Origin of the sequence: Leifsonia sp. EB34 (assembly GCF_041260585.1) — a bacterium.
Lineage (GTDB): Bacteria > Actinomycetota > Actinomycetes > Actinomycetales > Microbacteriaceae > Leifsonia.
Genome location: NZ_JBGCCV010000002.1, coordinates 390346 through 404708 on the forward strand (window position 1 = coordinate 390346; position 14363 = coordinate 404708).

A 14363-nucleotide genomic window follows, 5' to 3' on the forward strand; every position below is an offset into this window, starting at 1 on the left:
CGTCGTTATACTCAATTGAGTATAACCCTTGCCGTGATCAGATAGCGGTGCGTCAGTTGCTCCATAAGCTTCCTCCGCTCTCCGACAGGACCCGCTCGTTGAGCCGATCGGCAACCGACCCGAGATCGTCCTCGAAGAGGTCGGCATACGTGTCCAGCGTCATCGCAGCAGACTTGTGCCCCAGCATGCGCTGGAGGGCCTTGACGTTGGCGCCGGCACTCACAGCCAAGCTGGCGGCGGTGTGTTTGAGATCGTGCGGGGTCATGTGGTCGAGTCCGGCATCGCGCAGCGCCGTCAGCCACCAGGACTGCCGGTTCCAGGCAGTGTCGGGTCGCGCGAGATAGCCGCCCGCTCGTGCGGGGAAGACGAGGTCGTCACGCTTCTTTCCTGCGATGAGTTGCTCGAGGCGTGGGGCGAGGAATGCAGGAAACGGTACCGAACGAGCTTCCCAGCTCTTCGGAGGCCCGACGTGGATGAGCCCGTCGACTTCTGTCGCGGTCTGGTGGATGGCCAGACGGCAACGGTCAAGGTCGATGTCGTTCACGGTGAGGGCGACGGCTTCACCCCACCGGATGCCGGTGTAGGCCAGTGTCAACACGAGGACGCTTCGCTTGTCATCGGGCACCGCTCGAGCGAAGCGGAAGACCTCCTCGTTGGTGAGATACCGGCGGCGCTTCTTGGTTCCCTTGCGTGGAAGGTTGCTCGCACCCCGAGCCGGGTTCGCCGGAATCCTGCCATCACGTACCGCAACATCGAGGACCCCGGCGAGGATCCCCACCGCGCGCAGGACGACGCCCGCCGATCGTGGCTTACCGGCGTTGCCCATGCGGACCCGCACCGTGACGGCTTTGCCCTGGCTCAGTTCTCGGATCCACTTCTCGACCGCGGAGGGGCGAATCGCGCCAATCGGTGTTGCCGCCCAGCGCGGCTCGACGTAGACGCGCCAGGCGATGCGGATGGGGGAGAAGCTGGAGGGTTTTAGGGCTTGCTCCTTGTTGGCGAGCCACTCGTCGGCGAGCTCACCGACTGTGATCCTGGATTGAGATGCCTCGAAATAGGTCCCCTTCATCATCGCTACTTCGACGGTTGCGTTGTACAGCTCCGCTTCGCGCTTGGTGCGGAACCCACGCTTCTCGCGTTGCTGGTGTTCGGGGTCGCGCCAGCGCACGCGATAGCGCCGGCCTTTGGCAGACTCATACGCGTCGATGCTTCCCACTTGCCGAACCTAACGCTCGCCGCCGACGGGGCCCGCTGGCATTGATGAGAGCAAGCGAGCTCGCCGGCTCTCTGAGGATGGGTGCACTCTGGACCTGTGAGAGAGCCGCCGGAACCAAAGCACTTGGGAGCATCGGACGAAGAGGCAGTTGAGCTTTGTCGGGAGTGGATGCGTTACCTCGGCGCCACAGATGCGGTCGTCGCTGCGGGTGAATCCCGCCGGGTCTGTGACTTGTATGGATCTCGCTATCTCGGATGGGTCGAGAACAAGCGAGGCAACCTGGAAGTCGAGCTCGTTGAGCGTGCGGCGGCAGTTGTCGCGGCGGACGGTCGTCAGGGGTTGGTCTTCGCGCGCCATGGCGTTAGTCCGTTTGCTCGAGTAAGAGCCGACGAACTCGCGATCGCTATTTTCTGGTTCGACGTTCAGGGCGGCACGCTGGATGGTGTGAACATGCTTGGCCGTGATTTGCTTGCGAAGGCTACAGCTTCGCCGAACTAGCGCTCGGGTCATCGGATGCCGACCGAGGACGCTTGACGATCAGGCGCCGTGGCGATCTGTGGTGCAGGCGTTCGAGGAGTTCGCCGAAGTTCGGCCTGCGCCGCAGCTCGGGACTTCGCCATTGTCTCTTCGAGTGCGCTTCGTTGCATCATCTCGACCAGTTGCGACTTTGCTGAGTCCGCGGTCGAGGCCACCAGAACTGCGGCATTGTGCTGCTTCCCGCGAGTGAGCCCGACATAGAGGCCCGCGGCATCGACACCGGGTCCAACTAGGGCGCGGTCGGTGGTCTCGCCTTGGACTCCGTAGACGGTTGTCGCGTAGGCAAGGTGAATGTGCTCTTCGGCGTAAGTCAGACTGACTTTCCGAAGGTCCGTCGTGTCGGCGCTGGCGGCAAGGATCAGATGGTCGTCGCCGATCGCCTTCACTATCCAGTTTTGACGGTTCTGCACGTCCGCGGCGCTGTCGTTACGTCGTGTCTGGACGACGTCACCCACGAAGATTGGCTGCCCGTACTGCCCGGCGAGTGCACGCCCAGGACGGATCGCCCCGGATTCGAGTCGGCGGCGTTGGATTGCTTCGCTGATCTGCTGTGCTTCGGCGTGCGTCGACGTGACTAGAGCAATCGTTTGACGACGCTGTGCGGCGTCGAGCCATCCTTCGACCATAGCTTCGCGGGCGGACACGTCGTTATCTGCCAATACGACATGGTCTGTCCGGATGAGCTCGTTTGCGATCTCGTGAATTTCGTCTGGGCCGTGTGGGTCGCGGAGACGAAGCGCGAGTTGCGCCCACGCTTGGTCGTCAAAGCGGTGGGTAGTTGTGAGTTCGACGCGATCGGGTGACCGGCGCCAGAAGAGTGCCATGGCTCCGGAGTGTCCGACTGGCAGTGCTTGGCGCTGGTCGCCAACGAGAGCCAACCCGGCTCCGGTGGCATGCGCGACATCAAGGAGTGCCGACGCGGCCTCAAGATCCAGCATTCCGGCCTCATCCACGACGATGCGATCGCCAGGATTGATGCTGATCCGTGGGCCGCGGTAGCTGGTCCCTGTGTCCGGGTCACCTTCACCGACCAACAGCCGCCGCCATGCAGTTGCTCCCGATGCAACGGTCGCCCAGCGCCATCCGTAGTCGTACAGAAGTTGGTGCAGCGACGACGAGGAACTCATTGTTTCGCGTCCCGCTACGGCGGACGCCTTCCTAGTCGGCGCGACGATGATCATCCTCTGGCCACGTCGCCGCAGAGCGGCGCCGGCGACCTTGAGCATGGTGGTCTTGCCGGTGCCGGCAGGGCCGGAGATGACGACGTTGCCGGACGTGCCAGCGATTGCGGCTGCGCCAGCGAACTGTCCCTTATCGAGTGTCCGATCAGGCTCGATTGCCCGCGCGATCGCGGCGACCTTTTCGATGTCGAGCACCTGTCCGGGCGCGGAGAACGCCTCGATCTTTTGGGCGACGGTGGCCTTCAGTGTGGCGGTGGAGACCGCCATGAGGTGTTTGACGTGGTTCGGGGCGTCTGGTTCGGAGATGAGCGTCACCGTATGTGAGTGCGTCACGACGTCCTCAGCGAGCTTGGCGAGTTCGTCTCGGTCAGCGACAACGCCGGTCGCGGCGATCGCACGGAGCGCGCCGGCCCGGACGTCCATGATGCTGAAGCGGCCGCCGCTACCGGTCGAGCGGGCGTCAGCGTCGACAACGGCCTTCGCGGCTAGCAACTCGAGGTCGAGATCCTGAGCGGCAACGCTAGGTTTCCGGGCAGGAGATCGTTGCATGCCGATTGTGGGGTCGGCGGCAAAGAGTTCTTCGCGGACGAGCGAGGCCCATCCGTCTTCGTCCAGCTCGCCCGGCTTGTTGGGCCGGCCGACAGCCCACGCCCAGTGGTCGATCTGACTGAGCACATCGTGGGAGGGCTCCTGCCCGGGGTTCTGCGCCTTCCACCAGGCGATCCGCGTCGCCCGGTTGGCTTCGATCTGCGCGGACCGCTTCGAAAGCGGCCGCACCAGATGCTGGAGCTGGGTGATCTCGCCGTCCTCATCGAGGGTGAAGCCTTTCGCAGCGAGAGCGGAGATCCAGGTGGGGTCAGTGCGGGAAGCGAGGTCGCCTTCGGCGTTAATGACGTTTTGGAACCGGAGTGCGACGCGGGTGTCGATGTTGGACCATTTGCCGTCTTGGCCTTGGACTTTGACGTTGAGCCAGAGGTGGCGGTGCTTGTGCGGGTCCAGGGAGCGGGAGCGTTCGTGGCGGAGTTCGACGACCTCGATTCGGGCGAGGTTTTCGCGGGTGGCGCCACCTTTGCCACGGCGAGCGTTCAGCTCGGACTGCCACAGCTTCACAATCCGGTCGCGAAGTCGGTCTTGGAGGTCTTCGTAGGCGGCGGCAAGATCGGGGTCGAGCATGGCGGCGATCGAGAACGACTTCGGTGCGTTGATCGTCGCATCCAGAATCAGGTCCGCGACCGGGGACTCGAGATCACGGCCCCGCCGCTCCCCGGTGAGCGGGTCAAGGCCGTCGACCCAGTCCTTGAGCTGCACCCTGGTGAGCAGGTCGTCACGGATCGCACCGTTCTCGACGATGTACCGGGTCATGAGCGCGTCGGCGTAGCCGGCGGCGGCGATCACCCCGTCGGCGTTCTTGGCGGTGAGGGTGGCGTCGCAGACGCCGGAGAAGGCGTAGTTGACGGCTTGCTTGACCCCGTGGGACTGCTGTCCCCGCTTCCATCTGGCTACTCCACCTCGCACCCGCACTCACCTCCATCGGCTTCTGAAATTGGGCAGTCTTGTCCTTTGTTCGAAATAGTCCCTCTACTTAGAACTTCCGGTTCCAAGGTCGTTTTGGCGCGCAAACAGCCCGAATGTCCGAAACCCGCTAGAAATTCATAGGAATTGCGCCAAATCTTCGGTTTGAGCAGTGCCGCAGCCCGCAGTGCCATCGTCCGTCTACCCACCGACGCAAACTCGAGCGTGCTGGGAGTCAGCTTCTTCGATAGCAGGACGGCAGGGTTGGCTCCGGGCGCACGCGCCGCTTAGACCGGGCAGTGCGGCGAGCCGTCAGGAAACACGATCGGCGGCATGCACCTCGGCGCTGTCTCCGAAACCAACGCCCTCATACCTACACGTTGTGTGTCGAAGGCGGATTTGACGCGCAAATTCGAAATTCGCAGTAATCGCTCATTAGCGACCACATCCCGCTGCCGAGCATTTGGACTTCCCAACACGCTAACTGCGCGGCACCGCGACCGATTCGATGGTCGATGAATCAGACGGATGCGGACTGGAGTGCGGGCTCCGCCCTAACGAGGCGGGTGAGGTTGACGAAGGGCACGCATGCCGTCTCCGCGATGAGGGCGGCGAGCCAACCGATAGCAGTGTGCGGGTCGGCCGCGATCGCCCACCCGTCCATCACGTAAGTGCTGACTGTCTCAACGCATTGCTGCTTCTCCGCTGCGGTCGGGTTGGAGGACCCTTCGACGCCGAGGAGTCCGCCCTCCAGCTCTGGTGCCATGTTGCTGGTGTCGATGATGAATACCCGCATCCCACTCACTCCCAAAGGTCGATCGTTTTTGAGCGCCTTTCCGGCGAGTGATCGAGAGCGAGTGGGAGGCGTGTAGTGCCGGGACCGTGGAGTAACGGGGGAGCGCAGCGGAGGAGGCTACGCCGCGAAAGCCCGGCACGGAGCACCGGACACGAGCTACGATCGGGCGACGGAAAGGCCCTCAAACCTCAGCAAGGCAGCGCCGTGGGCGGCGTCTTCGATCGGAATCCAGGGGGCCGAAACGGATATGGCACCGGGGTCGGCACGGAGGTTGGTGACCGCTGTCCGGCGTGAGTCTGCAGCCCAAGTAGACGCTTTCGTCCTCGTGCAGGTGGCACTGTAAGGCGGAAGATCGAGCTCCGAGCATCGCGCGGTCCGCTGCAACCAGGTTGACAAGGGACCCTTCGGAACCGGGCCTGCGCGGGTCGCTCCACTTAAGTGCCTACGTGCATTGCTCTTGGCTTGTATCTCTCGTTGGCTTCGTCTCTTCTGTCTCTCTTCTGTCTCTCTTCGGTGGTTTCTGTCTCTGGCTCTCCATTTCTTGTTTCGGTCCTGCGTGGCTTCTACCCTTCGGGCCCTAGTCCCTCACGACGCTTTATCACACACCGTTCGGTCATCCGAGTAATGGTGTTAGGAACACTGGCTACCAAAACAAACGTCCTCGAGATTGCCGCAGTTTCGGCGCACTAGGTTGCGACACGGCAGATGGTGTTCCCGCTAACGTTGTCCGGCCGACTAAATTTGCATCTGTGCAGACTCATGGTCGTGACCCTCGCGCATGAACAAACAAGGGTCGCGTCCGGGGTACCTCGACCATCTCACTCAAGCGGATCCGGCACTCAATACAAATGAAGGCGTAGAGATCGCCCTGTGGGAACTCGCGAATCCGATCGATTTGGCTTCACTAGCTGAATGGGCCCGATCGTTTCGCCAACTCTATTGTCTCGACGACGAGATTGACGAGCTTCGGAGCGGCACGGGTAAATCACGAGCGGAGTATTTGACCGACTTGGTGTTCCCCAGCGCTTCGAGCGGCCTAGGCCCGGCGACTCGCGCGGGCGACTTCACCGAACTTCTGGTGTCGGACTATGTCGAGCACGAACTCGGGCTGTGGGTACCTCGTCAAAAATACATGCACAAGAGTAACCCGGACCAATCAATCCAAGGCGTCGATGTCTTAGGTATGAGCGAGGTGGATCCAAGTGCGGGGTCGATAGATGATGTCTTGCTTGTTTGCGAAGTGAAGGCGGGACTCTCCACGGCACCCTACGCGGATCAACTCCAGAAGGCCATCGACGACTCTTCGAAGGACTACCTCCGCGTTGCGTACACTCTCAACGCTACCAAACGCCGACTGCTTGCGATGGGCAATCGGGAGCGGGCCAAGATGGTCGAGAGGTTTCAGAACATCGCTGATAATCCGTATGTTCTTCGGTCAACTGCGGCCGCAGTACTGAGCGACGAAGCATTCGATGCGACTGCGCTTGTCGCGGCATCGACGGCTGGGCACAACAACAAGGAACATCTCAATCTATTGGTGGTGAAGGGTCCTGAGCTTATGAAGCTTGTTCACTCGCTTTACGCCGAGGCCGCAAGTGGAGCTTGAGGCAAACAGTCGCAGGTTGCTGGGCATAACGCGTGCGAAAGGCAAGATGCATGAGTTCCGCGTGCCCGATGAGCACCACCTCAAGCTTCCGGAGGGCGACGAGCCGAGTTCTCTCCTTCTGTCCGCCGTCGCTACGCTTGGCGACTCGGCCGCCCACCTTTCGGTAGCGGGGGTCGATTCTCTGCCCGGCCACTTGCAGAAACAACTTGAATTGGCGGCGCGATACTTTGATGCATTGCTCGAGTCAAGGTATGCAGAACGGCTAACCGGCGACCTACTTCTGCTTGCGGGCGCGGCCTATTACCTGGCCGGAAGACCGGGAAGTAGCCGTGTCCTCGCCGAGCGAGTTCCTGAGCTCAGCGATTCGGACCCCCTGGAACGCATGCTCGATTGGATCCTCAAGGGCAGGTTCAGGCGGAGGCCCCCGGAATTCGGTGACGAGGGCCACGGACCCGCGCTTTCCGAGATTGCCCGTCACGTAAACAAGCACTTCATTGACGGAACTGTATCCGAGCAATTGGAAGGCCTCCTCAGCGAAATCCAACACCGCGCGTACAAAGAGCGGAATTCGCGGGACGTATTGCTCGCAGATCTGATCGCGGCAGTTTTGAGGTGCAGGCTGGCTGTATCGGTATGGTCGACAATTCCCAAATTCTCTGATCAGCCGGTAGACGTGTGGCAAGACGTCTTGAGCAAGCCAGATTTTCCGACAGAGCTTTGGCCGGCCCAGCGAGTTATCGGGCAAGCTGGTCTTCTACGGGGCAGGTCCGGCGCGGTACTCATGCCCACAAGTGCAGGCAAGACAAAGTCCGTAGAGATCCTTGTCCGCAGCGGCTTCATTTCGAAACGAGTCAAGCTGGCCGTGGTGGTGGCGCCGTTCCGGGCGCTTGTCCACGAGATCAGTGTCAACCTGCGCCGAGCGTTCCGGAACGAGGCTGTCCGAGTTAACGAGCTTTCGGACGCGCTACAGCTGGACTTCGATGAAGTCCTTGAACGCATTCTCGGAAGCGCCGATCCGGCGCCGTTGGTGCTTGTAGTTACCCCCGAGAAGCTGCACTTCGTACTCCGTCAGATGCCCGACCTTGCTGGTCAAATCGGGTTGTTGGTTTACGACGAGTGCCACCAGTTCGATAACGGGCCTCGAGGTGCCACCTACGAACTGCTGCTGACCGAGATCGCCGACCTAGTACCCGAGGCCACGCAATCCGTGCTCATCTCCGCCGTGATGCCAAACGTTGCAACGCTCGCCAATTGGGCGCTTCCGGATGATGCCGAGATTGTGGACGGGTCCACGCTGCTGCCCACGGAGAGGGCCGTCGCATTCTCGTCGTGGACGGGGCGACAAGGACGCTTGGAAGTGTTCGATTCGGAAATAGCGAAGTCTCCCGACTACTTCGTCCCGCGCGCTATCGAGGTGGCTCAATTGGAGAAGGTGGGCAGAGAGCGGAAAGTGAGATCCTTCCCTGCTCGTGGTGATGACGCGTGGAAGGATGTGTCCCTCTATCTAGGTTTGCGTTTGGTAGCTAGTGGCGGGGTCGCGATCTTCTGCGGCCGAAAGGACACTGCGAACGGGATGGTTCGGCGCGCCGTCGACGTCTATAGACGAGGTTTCGGCCTGTCCGTCCCGGCGGACTACTCAGATGGGGCTGAAGTCGAAAGGCTCAAGTGGCTAACTGGACTGCACTTCGGGGCGGACAGCGACAAGGCTGTTGCGGCTGGGCTGGGGGTCTTTGCACATCACGGCTCGACCCCGCATGGGCTTCGAGTGTCCATTGAGCACGCAATGCAGCACAACATGATTCGTTTCGTTGTCTGCACGTCTACCCTCGCTCAGGGAGTGAATCTTCCGATCCGATATCTCGTGGTTTCGAGCACCAAACAAGCTGGCGAGGACATACGAACGAGAGATTTCCAGAACTTGCTCGGGCGAGCTGGACGGGCTGGCATGCACACCGAGGGCATGGTTGTGTTCGGTAATCCGAGTCTGTACGACCAGCGATTCATGAAATCGGACGCATTCGATGCCGCAACCGATCTGCTATCCAGCAGCAACATGGAAGATATTGGGAGTTCTCTCCTGGAAACGATCTCTCCGCTGAAGATCTCGGCCACGATGGAATCGATCGACATTCCGCCGCGGTTGATCCTCGAGTTCCTTTTCGCCGATGAGGCGGCGCAAGTGCAGTGGGCGGAGCAGGTTGCCCTGCTTTCACGGAAATCTTCGGTTGCCGCCAAAGCCATCATTGACGCAATGTCCAGTCGTTTGAAGGTACTCGAGACCGTTGAGAGCCATCTGATGGCGATGCGCGGCAGCGACGACTACGAGAGCTTTCGGGAGCGCGCACGATTGCTGTCCGAAAAGACACTGGCTTTCGCGCTTGCTAGTGAAAGCGAGCGCTCGGTGCTTGCAGACCTATTCGAGCGTATCGCGGGACGAGTAAATGCAGTCGACCCCCGGGTGGACCGGCAGGCTATGTATGCCCGTACGCTACTAAGCGCGGTTAAGGCGAAGCGAATCTTTGAATGGGTCGATGCTTCGGGGGCAGCGCTCGCTGACCTCTCAAGTCCCGAGGAATGGCTCGCGGCCGTTTGGCCTCTGTTCGTTGAACTCTGCGACAGCAAGCTCTTTCGAAGCGTCGAGCCGGCGGACGTCTCATATCGGCTCGCACTGAGCTGGATTGCAGGTGATAGCTACGAAGCTCTAGTCGCCTTGAGCGCTGCGCTCGCCGCGACCAAGCCGCGCGGAAAGGGCCGACAGAGGCTTGCTGAGGAGGATGTCATTTCCTTCTGCCAACAGACTCTCTCTTTTGAATGCTCATTGGTCGTCGCGGCGGTAGCAATGGCGATGGGTGTATCTGATGGGGATGCTCCAATTTCCACCTTCCTAAAGTCGCTCAAATATGGTCTTCCAGCTAAGCTTCCAATTTCTATCTACGAGTCCGGCCTGGCGGACCGGGCGCTCAGCATCTTCCTCGTTGCGCACCTGGAGGGTGGAGGGTTTCGAGGAGACCACTTCACAGACGCGCTGACGACCCACCGATACCTGGTCACGGAGGCCGTGAGTAGAGCGCCAAGCTTTTTCACTGTCGCATTGAGCCATATGTGAATTGGGCAAAGTTGCGCCGGGGCAGTCGCGACCTGTCTCAGAAATGCGTGCCAGGTTGGCGGGCCTGCCAGGGTGCGCGGGTTGCGCGGAGTCACGGTCAACGTAGGCCACGAGGAGCTGCAATTTGCGCCGAGGACGTGTTACCCGAGCTCAACGTGGGGCACACCATACGAATGCAGACGTGATTGGCTGATGCCTCGACAACGGGGCGCACTCTGGCTCTGGGTGATCACGTGGACGATTGTTTGGGCGTCGTTTTGGGCGTCTGCGAGTGACTGGATCAGCGGCTTCGTGCCACAGCTACCGCCTGACTCCACTCGAGCAGCGTCGCGGTCTTAACCTCGATCTCGCGGAGTCTTTCGAGCAAGCCCTTGGAAAAGTCCGCGACCGATTCTTCTAGCGGACGGTTCGCCCAGAGCAACGCCTGGGCGAGTAGGGCTGGCGCCGAATCGAAAACGACGAGCTGGGTCCACTCGAGACCTGCGTCGCGAACGACCCCTCGAGCGTCCAAGGGAGATTGTTGAGGGGCGTCCACGAACATCACCGCACGGAAGATGCCAGCGCTCTCGCAGGCGCGGGCAAAGCTCCCGAGATCTGAACCGGTGACCGCCTTGCCTCGAACTTCGACGGCCATGACGCTCGAACCGTTGAAGAGACCATGTACGTCGCCGGGTAGATCCCGCGACGGATCGTTGATTCGTCGCGTTTTTACTGTTGGAAAGACGAGATCAAGGCAAGAGGCCGCAAAGGCCTGCAGCCGCTGAGGGCGGTCGGGCGCATCCGAACGCATGAAGTTCTCCGCCGCGATGCGAGCGCCATTCGGTGTCAAACCGTCCGTTCTCACCGAGACGTTGCGGGCTGCCGCGGCGAACCCTAGAGCCACGCGGAGGAATGAGGCCAGCGCTAGCAGTGCTTGCGGTGCACTCAGGCTGTTCGCTCGCTCGGTTACGTCGAAGAAGTACTCGCGGTCCTTCGGCTTACGGACTCGTTCGATCTTGTCGATTCGGTCGTAGCGGAAGAAGGGCTGGTTGTTAAGCGGCTCTCTGCCTGTGTTGCGAATCGAAAAGCCGTGGTCGACGGCGGCAGGAACGATGACTTTGTGGCAGAGCCCACGTGCACTGTATGCATTCGGGACGTTCGGCTCGGCTTTGAGACTCATCGTGTCAACGCGCTCGTCAGTCGCTTTGGCGAGGAGCAGCGTCGCAAAGGCCGGCGTCCATGTCTTTGACTCCAGTTCGAACACCGATCGAGCATGGCTGGTCCACTCGACCGGCAGGCGATCGTCGCTCTTCGCGAGTTCGAGCGCGTCGAGAAGGATCTGACTGGCTTTTGCGTAGTCAATATTGATCGGCAAGAGGGGCCTTTCTCGGCCCGTCTGCACGAATCAGCTGATCAGAACCGAATCGTTCGACAACCGCACCAGCTGGTCGTCCGCTTCTGTTTCCGCATCAACATAACCCAGCTGAATGCTCAAGGCGTGTAGCACTGCCTTGCCCAATTCGAGGGGCACGGCATTTCCAAGCTGGCGTTGGATATCTGCTCGAGTCCCCATCAGACGGAAGTTGTCCGGGAAGGTCATCAGCCTCAGCAGCTCAGGGACACGCAGTCTGCGCGCCCGCAGATCTCCGTCAGAGTTCCGAACGTTCTCCCAATGAAAAGGCCCCACATACGGCCCAGGTTGTGCTTGCAGTGTCGAACTGGGCTTGTCCGGCGCCAGGCGAAGAAGGAACGTCCAGTAGCGGGAGCGCCACTCAAAGGCGTCGCGGCCGCCATAGCGTGGGGTGTGCCACAGATAGTTCTGGCCGCCTGGCACCTCTGCCGCGAGTTCACCATATTTTCCCTCGACCAGCTCGCCAGCCTCGGCTGACGTTGCAAGTCCGTCGAAGGCCTGTGCGGCCGTGACGTGGGGAAGCTTTGACATGTCCCAGGTCCGGGTCGTCTCGCTAGGTCCCGCGTGCGTTGGCTCTGGGAATCTGAAGGCTTTGCCGTCACGGCGGCCCACGATGAACACCCTCTTTCGAAGCTGGGGAACTCCGAAATCGGCTGCCAACAGCGTCTTCCACTGCGGGTTGTAGCCAAGTTCAGCGAGTGCTTGAAGGAGCTGCCGGAAATGCGCCTCATGCGTCTTGTAGGTCAGCGCCTGAACGTTCTCGAGCACGAACGCTTCGGGGCGCGCTTGAGCCACGACTCGGACATACTCCTCCAAGAGCGACGCATTCGGGTCACGAGACTCTCGCTTTTCCGCGAGCCAAAAGCCCGACTTCGAAAATGGTGTGCACGGAGGGCCCCCGACCACCAGGGCGGCGTCACCTTGAGACAGTCCGCCGACCGAGAGAAGCTCAGAAGTCGGGGTCTCGCGAATATCGCCAGGTAGCGTGGACGCGCCCGGAAGGTTCAGCGCAAGTGTGTCGAGCGCCTGAGGCTCGTAGTCGGTCGCGATCGCGACCCTGAAAGGGCCGCGGCTCGCCTCATCGGGGCGAAGCAGCGGCGGATCGGCTACACGTTCGACTGCAAGGTCCAGGCCGCCCGCTCCCGAGAAGAGACTGATAACTGGCAGTCTGGGGTCGGATTCCATGTATTGCTCCTAGGGCGTTGAACGTGATCTCATCCTACAAAGGCGCACCGACACAATCGGGATCACCACAGTCCGCATGGTCGCGCCCGGTCAGAAAGGGCTGCGGTTTGTCAGCGAGCGTAGGTCTACGGTCTCTCTGACATCAACAACGCGATTAAGCTTCGGCTATGTCTTGGGCTTCGTCACCAGCAGTACGGCGGTCCATGCTCGGCAATCGAAGAAGGGACACCGGGCCGGAGTTGGCTGTTCGCCGGCTCTTACATGCGGCCGGGGTCCGTTACAGGGTGGACTTCCGGCTGGCGCCTCCATCGCGAACGTGTGCCGACATTGTCTTCACACGACGACGAATCGCCGTCTTCATCGACGGCTGTTTCTGGCATAGCTGCCCATTGCATGGCACTAGTCCGCAGAAGAACTCAGAGTACTGGCTCCCGAAGCTCAAACGAAACAAGGAGCGGGACTTAGAGTCGACCGAACGACTTGAGTCCGCTGGGTGGACGGTGCTGCGTTTCTGGGAACACGAGGATCCCGCAACGATCGCTGAAAGTGTCTTGCGTGCGTGGTTACATGCCGGGGAAGATCGCCCCTTATAGCGATTTCAGGAGCTGAATGCCGATCGCCTTTCCGAGCGGAATCGGTACGGCGTTGCCGATCTGTCGAGCGATCGCGGTCTTTGATCCGACGAAGCGGTGCTCCTCGGGGAAGCCCTGCAGGACGGCGGCCTCGAAATGCGTGATCGCGCGGTCCGCAACAGGGTGGATATACCGTCCCTTTTCGGGTTTGAAGAACTCCGTGCGTATCGTCACCGAAGGCTTGTCCCAGTGCATGCGTCCCATGACGTCTGCCGAGCCGCTGGTGTGGCCGAGCCAGCAGCGTGCTTTGAGTTCATCGGGAAGATCGAATCTGTTGCCACCGGCGGGGATCCTCGCGAAGCGGTCCAAAGAGAGTTGCGCGTAATTGCGTCCTACGTGGAGCTCAGACCGCGAATAGCTGCCCGGAAGTGAATGACCGCCAAACCTAAAAACTGAGTCGCCTGGTAGGTCGACGTGGGAGACCGAGTGGGGAATTCCCGCGAAGGCCTCTCGAACCGTCACATGGCGGCCCTCATGGCTTTCAACGGGAAAGCCCGGGTGCGGAACGTCCTTGCGATGCCCGATCAGCACCGCACGACGACGAGCCTGCGGAGCGCCGAAATCGGCCGCATTGAGAACGCGGTGCTGAAACGCGTAATCGTTCAGGAGGCCGCCCGGAGCTGTCGCCTCCTGAAACTCTCCGAACTGTTTCGATTTCGCGAAGGCCGCGACGTTCTCAACTACGAAGTACTTCGGCTGTGCAAGCCGGATTGTCTCGGCGTAGTACCGCCACAGCGAGTTTCGTTCATCCTCCTCGTCCTGCTTGCCGAGTGTCGAGAATCCTTGGCAAGGAGGGCCGCCGATAATGACGTCCACTGAGGGGACGCGTTCGCTGTCGACCCACTCCTGTATAGGCCCGTGGAAGATCCTGTCCCGGCCGAACGTCGCCGCGAAAGTCGCTGCAGCGCTTAGGTCCATCTCGACTGCGCGGACAGTCTCGAAGCGTTGAGAAGCCGCGTGTAGTCCAGCTGTCATACCCCCGGCCCCGGCGAAGAGGTCGAGTACGCGGATGGGCTTCTCGGTCATTGAATGAATGCTACTTCCCTCCGCTGTCCGTCGAAGACGTGGCGCGCGAGGCCCAGCTCCGAGCGATGCGAACGAGCCCCCCATCTGGGGTCATGCGCTCGAACCGCCGGTTGGCCCGATCAACTAGATTCGAGTTACCTGAGCCTGATTGAGCGGGTCTAGGTCGTTCGATGGTG

The 14363-nt window shown here is 61.0% G+C and carries 10 protein-coding genes; 4 read left to right on the top strand and 6 right to left on the bottom strand.

Features of this window, described 5'->3' with window-relative positions; translation table 11 throughout:
• Positions 1-52: 52 nt before the first annotated feature.
• Positions 53-1216 (bottom strand): tyrosine-type recombinase/integrase, encoded by a 1164-nt coding sequence (locus tag ABIA36_RS11405; RefSeq protein WP_369962485.1) that lies wholly within the window; start codon positions 1214-1216, stop codon positions 53-55.
• A 96-nt stretch (positions 1217-1312) separates the two neighbouring features.
• On the opposite strand from ABIA36_RS11405, the gene ABIA36_RS11410 reads away from it, so the two are divergent.
• Positions 1313-1714 carry a hypothetical protein gene (locus ABIA36_RS11410; RefSeq protein WP_369962486.1) on the top strand — a complete coding sequence of 134 codons (402 nt, stop codon included), beginning with the start codon at positions 1313-1315 and terminating at the stop codon, positions 1712-1714.
• Positions 1715-1722: 8 nt separating this feature from the next.
• Here ABIA36_RS11410 and ABIA36_RS11415 read toward each other — a convergent pair whose 3' ends face one another.
• Both ABIA36_RS11415 and ABIA36_RS11420 read right to left on the bottom strand, forming a co-directional pair.
• Positions 1723-4455, bottom strand: coding sequence for an AAA family ATPase (locus ABIA36_RS11415; protein ID WP_369962487.1), 2733 nt, complete (start codon positions 4453-4455; stop codon positions 1723-1725).
• 511 nt (positions 4456-4966) lie between these two features.
• Positions 4967-5242 carry a hypothetical protein gene (locus tag ABIA36_RS11420; protein ID WP_369962488.1) on the bottom strand — a complete coding sequence of 92 codons (276 nt, stop codon included), beginning with the start codon at positions 5240-5242 and terminating at the stop codon, positions 4967-4969.
• A gap of 778 nt (positions 5243-6020) precedes the next feature.
• Here ABIA36_RS11420 and ABIA36_RS11425 point away from each other — a divergent pair.
• Both ABIA36_RS11425 and ABIA36_RS11430 read left to right on the top strand, forming a co-directional pair.
• Positions 6021-6848 (top strand): Hachiman antiphage defense system protein HamA, encoded by an 828-nt coding sequence (locus ABIA36_RS11425; RefSeq protein ID WP_369962490.1) that lies wholly within the window; start codon positions 6021-6023, stop codon positions 6846-6848.
• Between the two features lie 61 nt (positions 6849-6909).
• Complete coding sequence (locus ABIA36_RS11430; protein ID WP_369962491.1) at positions 6910-9954, top strand: DEAD/DEAH box helicase; 3045 nt, start codon at positions 6910-6912, stop codon at positions 9952-9954.
• A gap of 280 nt (positions 9955-10234) precedes the next feature.
• On the opposite strand, the gene ABIA36_RS11435 is transcribed toward ABIA36_RS11430, so the two are convergent.
• Together ABIA36_RS11435 and ABIA36_RS11440 are read right to left on the bottom strand one after the other, a co-directional pair.
• A complete protein-coding gene (locus ABIA36_RS11435) occupies positions 10235-11308 on the bottom strand; it encodes a restriction endonuclease, SacI family (RefSeq protein WP_369962492.1) in 1074 nt (357 codons plus the stop codon).
• Between the two features lie 30 nt (positions 11309-11338).
• Positions 11339-12529, bottom strand: a complete 1191-nt coding sequence (locus ABIA36_RS11440; protein ID WP_369962493.1) for a DNA cytosine methyltransferase — start codon at positions 12527-12529, stop codon at positions 11339-11341.
• 167 nt (positions 12530-12696) lie between these two features.
• Here ABIA36_RS11440 and ABIA36_RS11445 point away from each other — a divergent pair, with 167 nt between their 5' ends.
• Positions 12697-13122, top strand: a complete 426-nt coding sequence (locus ABIA36_RS11445) for a very short patch repair endonuclease (protein ID WP_369962494.1) — start codon at positions 12697-12699, stop codon at positions 13120-13122.
• Here ABIA36_RS11445 and ABIA36_RS11450 read toward each other — a convergent pair.
• On the bottom strand, positions 13117-14187 hold the full coding sequence (locus tag ABIA36_RS11450; protein WP_369962495.1) for a DNA cytosine methyltransferase: 1071 nt from the start codon (positions 14185-14187) through the stop codon (positions 13117-13119). The genes ABIA36_RS11445 and ABIA36_RS11450 overlap by 6 nt on opposite strands.
• Positions 14188-14363 lie beyond the last annotated feature (176 nt).

Excerpts from the sequence above, each read along its gene's own strand:
- ABIA36_RS11450 (WP_369962495.1), bottom strand. The coding sequence starts at position 14,187 with ATGACCGAGAAGCCCATCCGCGTACTCGACCTCTTCGCCGGGGCCGGG.
- ABIA36_RS11440 (WP_369962493.1), bottom strand. The coding sequence starts at position 12,529 with ATGGAATCCGACCCCAGACTGCCAGTTATCAGTCTCTTCTCGGGAGCG.
- ABIA36_RS11425 (WP_369962490.1), top strand. The coding sequence starts at position 6,021 with ATGAACAAACAAGGGTCGCGTCCGGGGTACCTCGACCATCTCACTCAA.
- ABIA36_RS11420 (WP_369962488.1), bottom strand. The coding sequence starts at position 5,242 with ATGCGGGTATTCATCATCGACACCAGCAACATGGCACCAGAGCTGGAG.
- ABIA36_RS11445 (WP_369962494.1), top strand. The coding sequence starts at position 12,697 with ATGTCTTGGGCTTCGTCACCAGCAGTACGGCGGTCCATGCTCGGCAAT.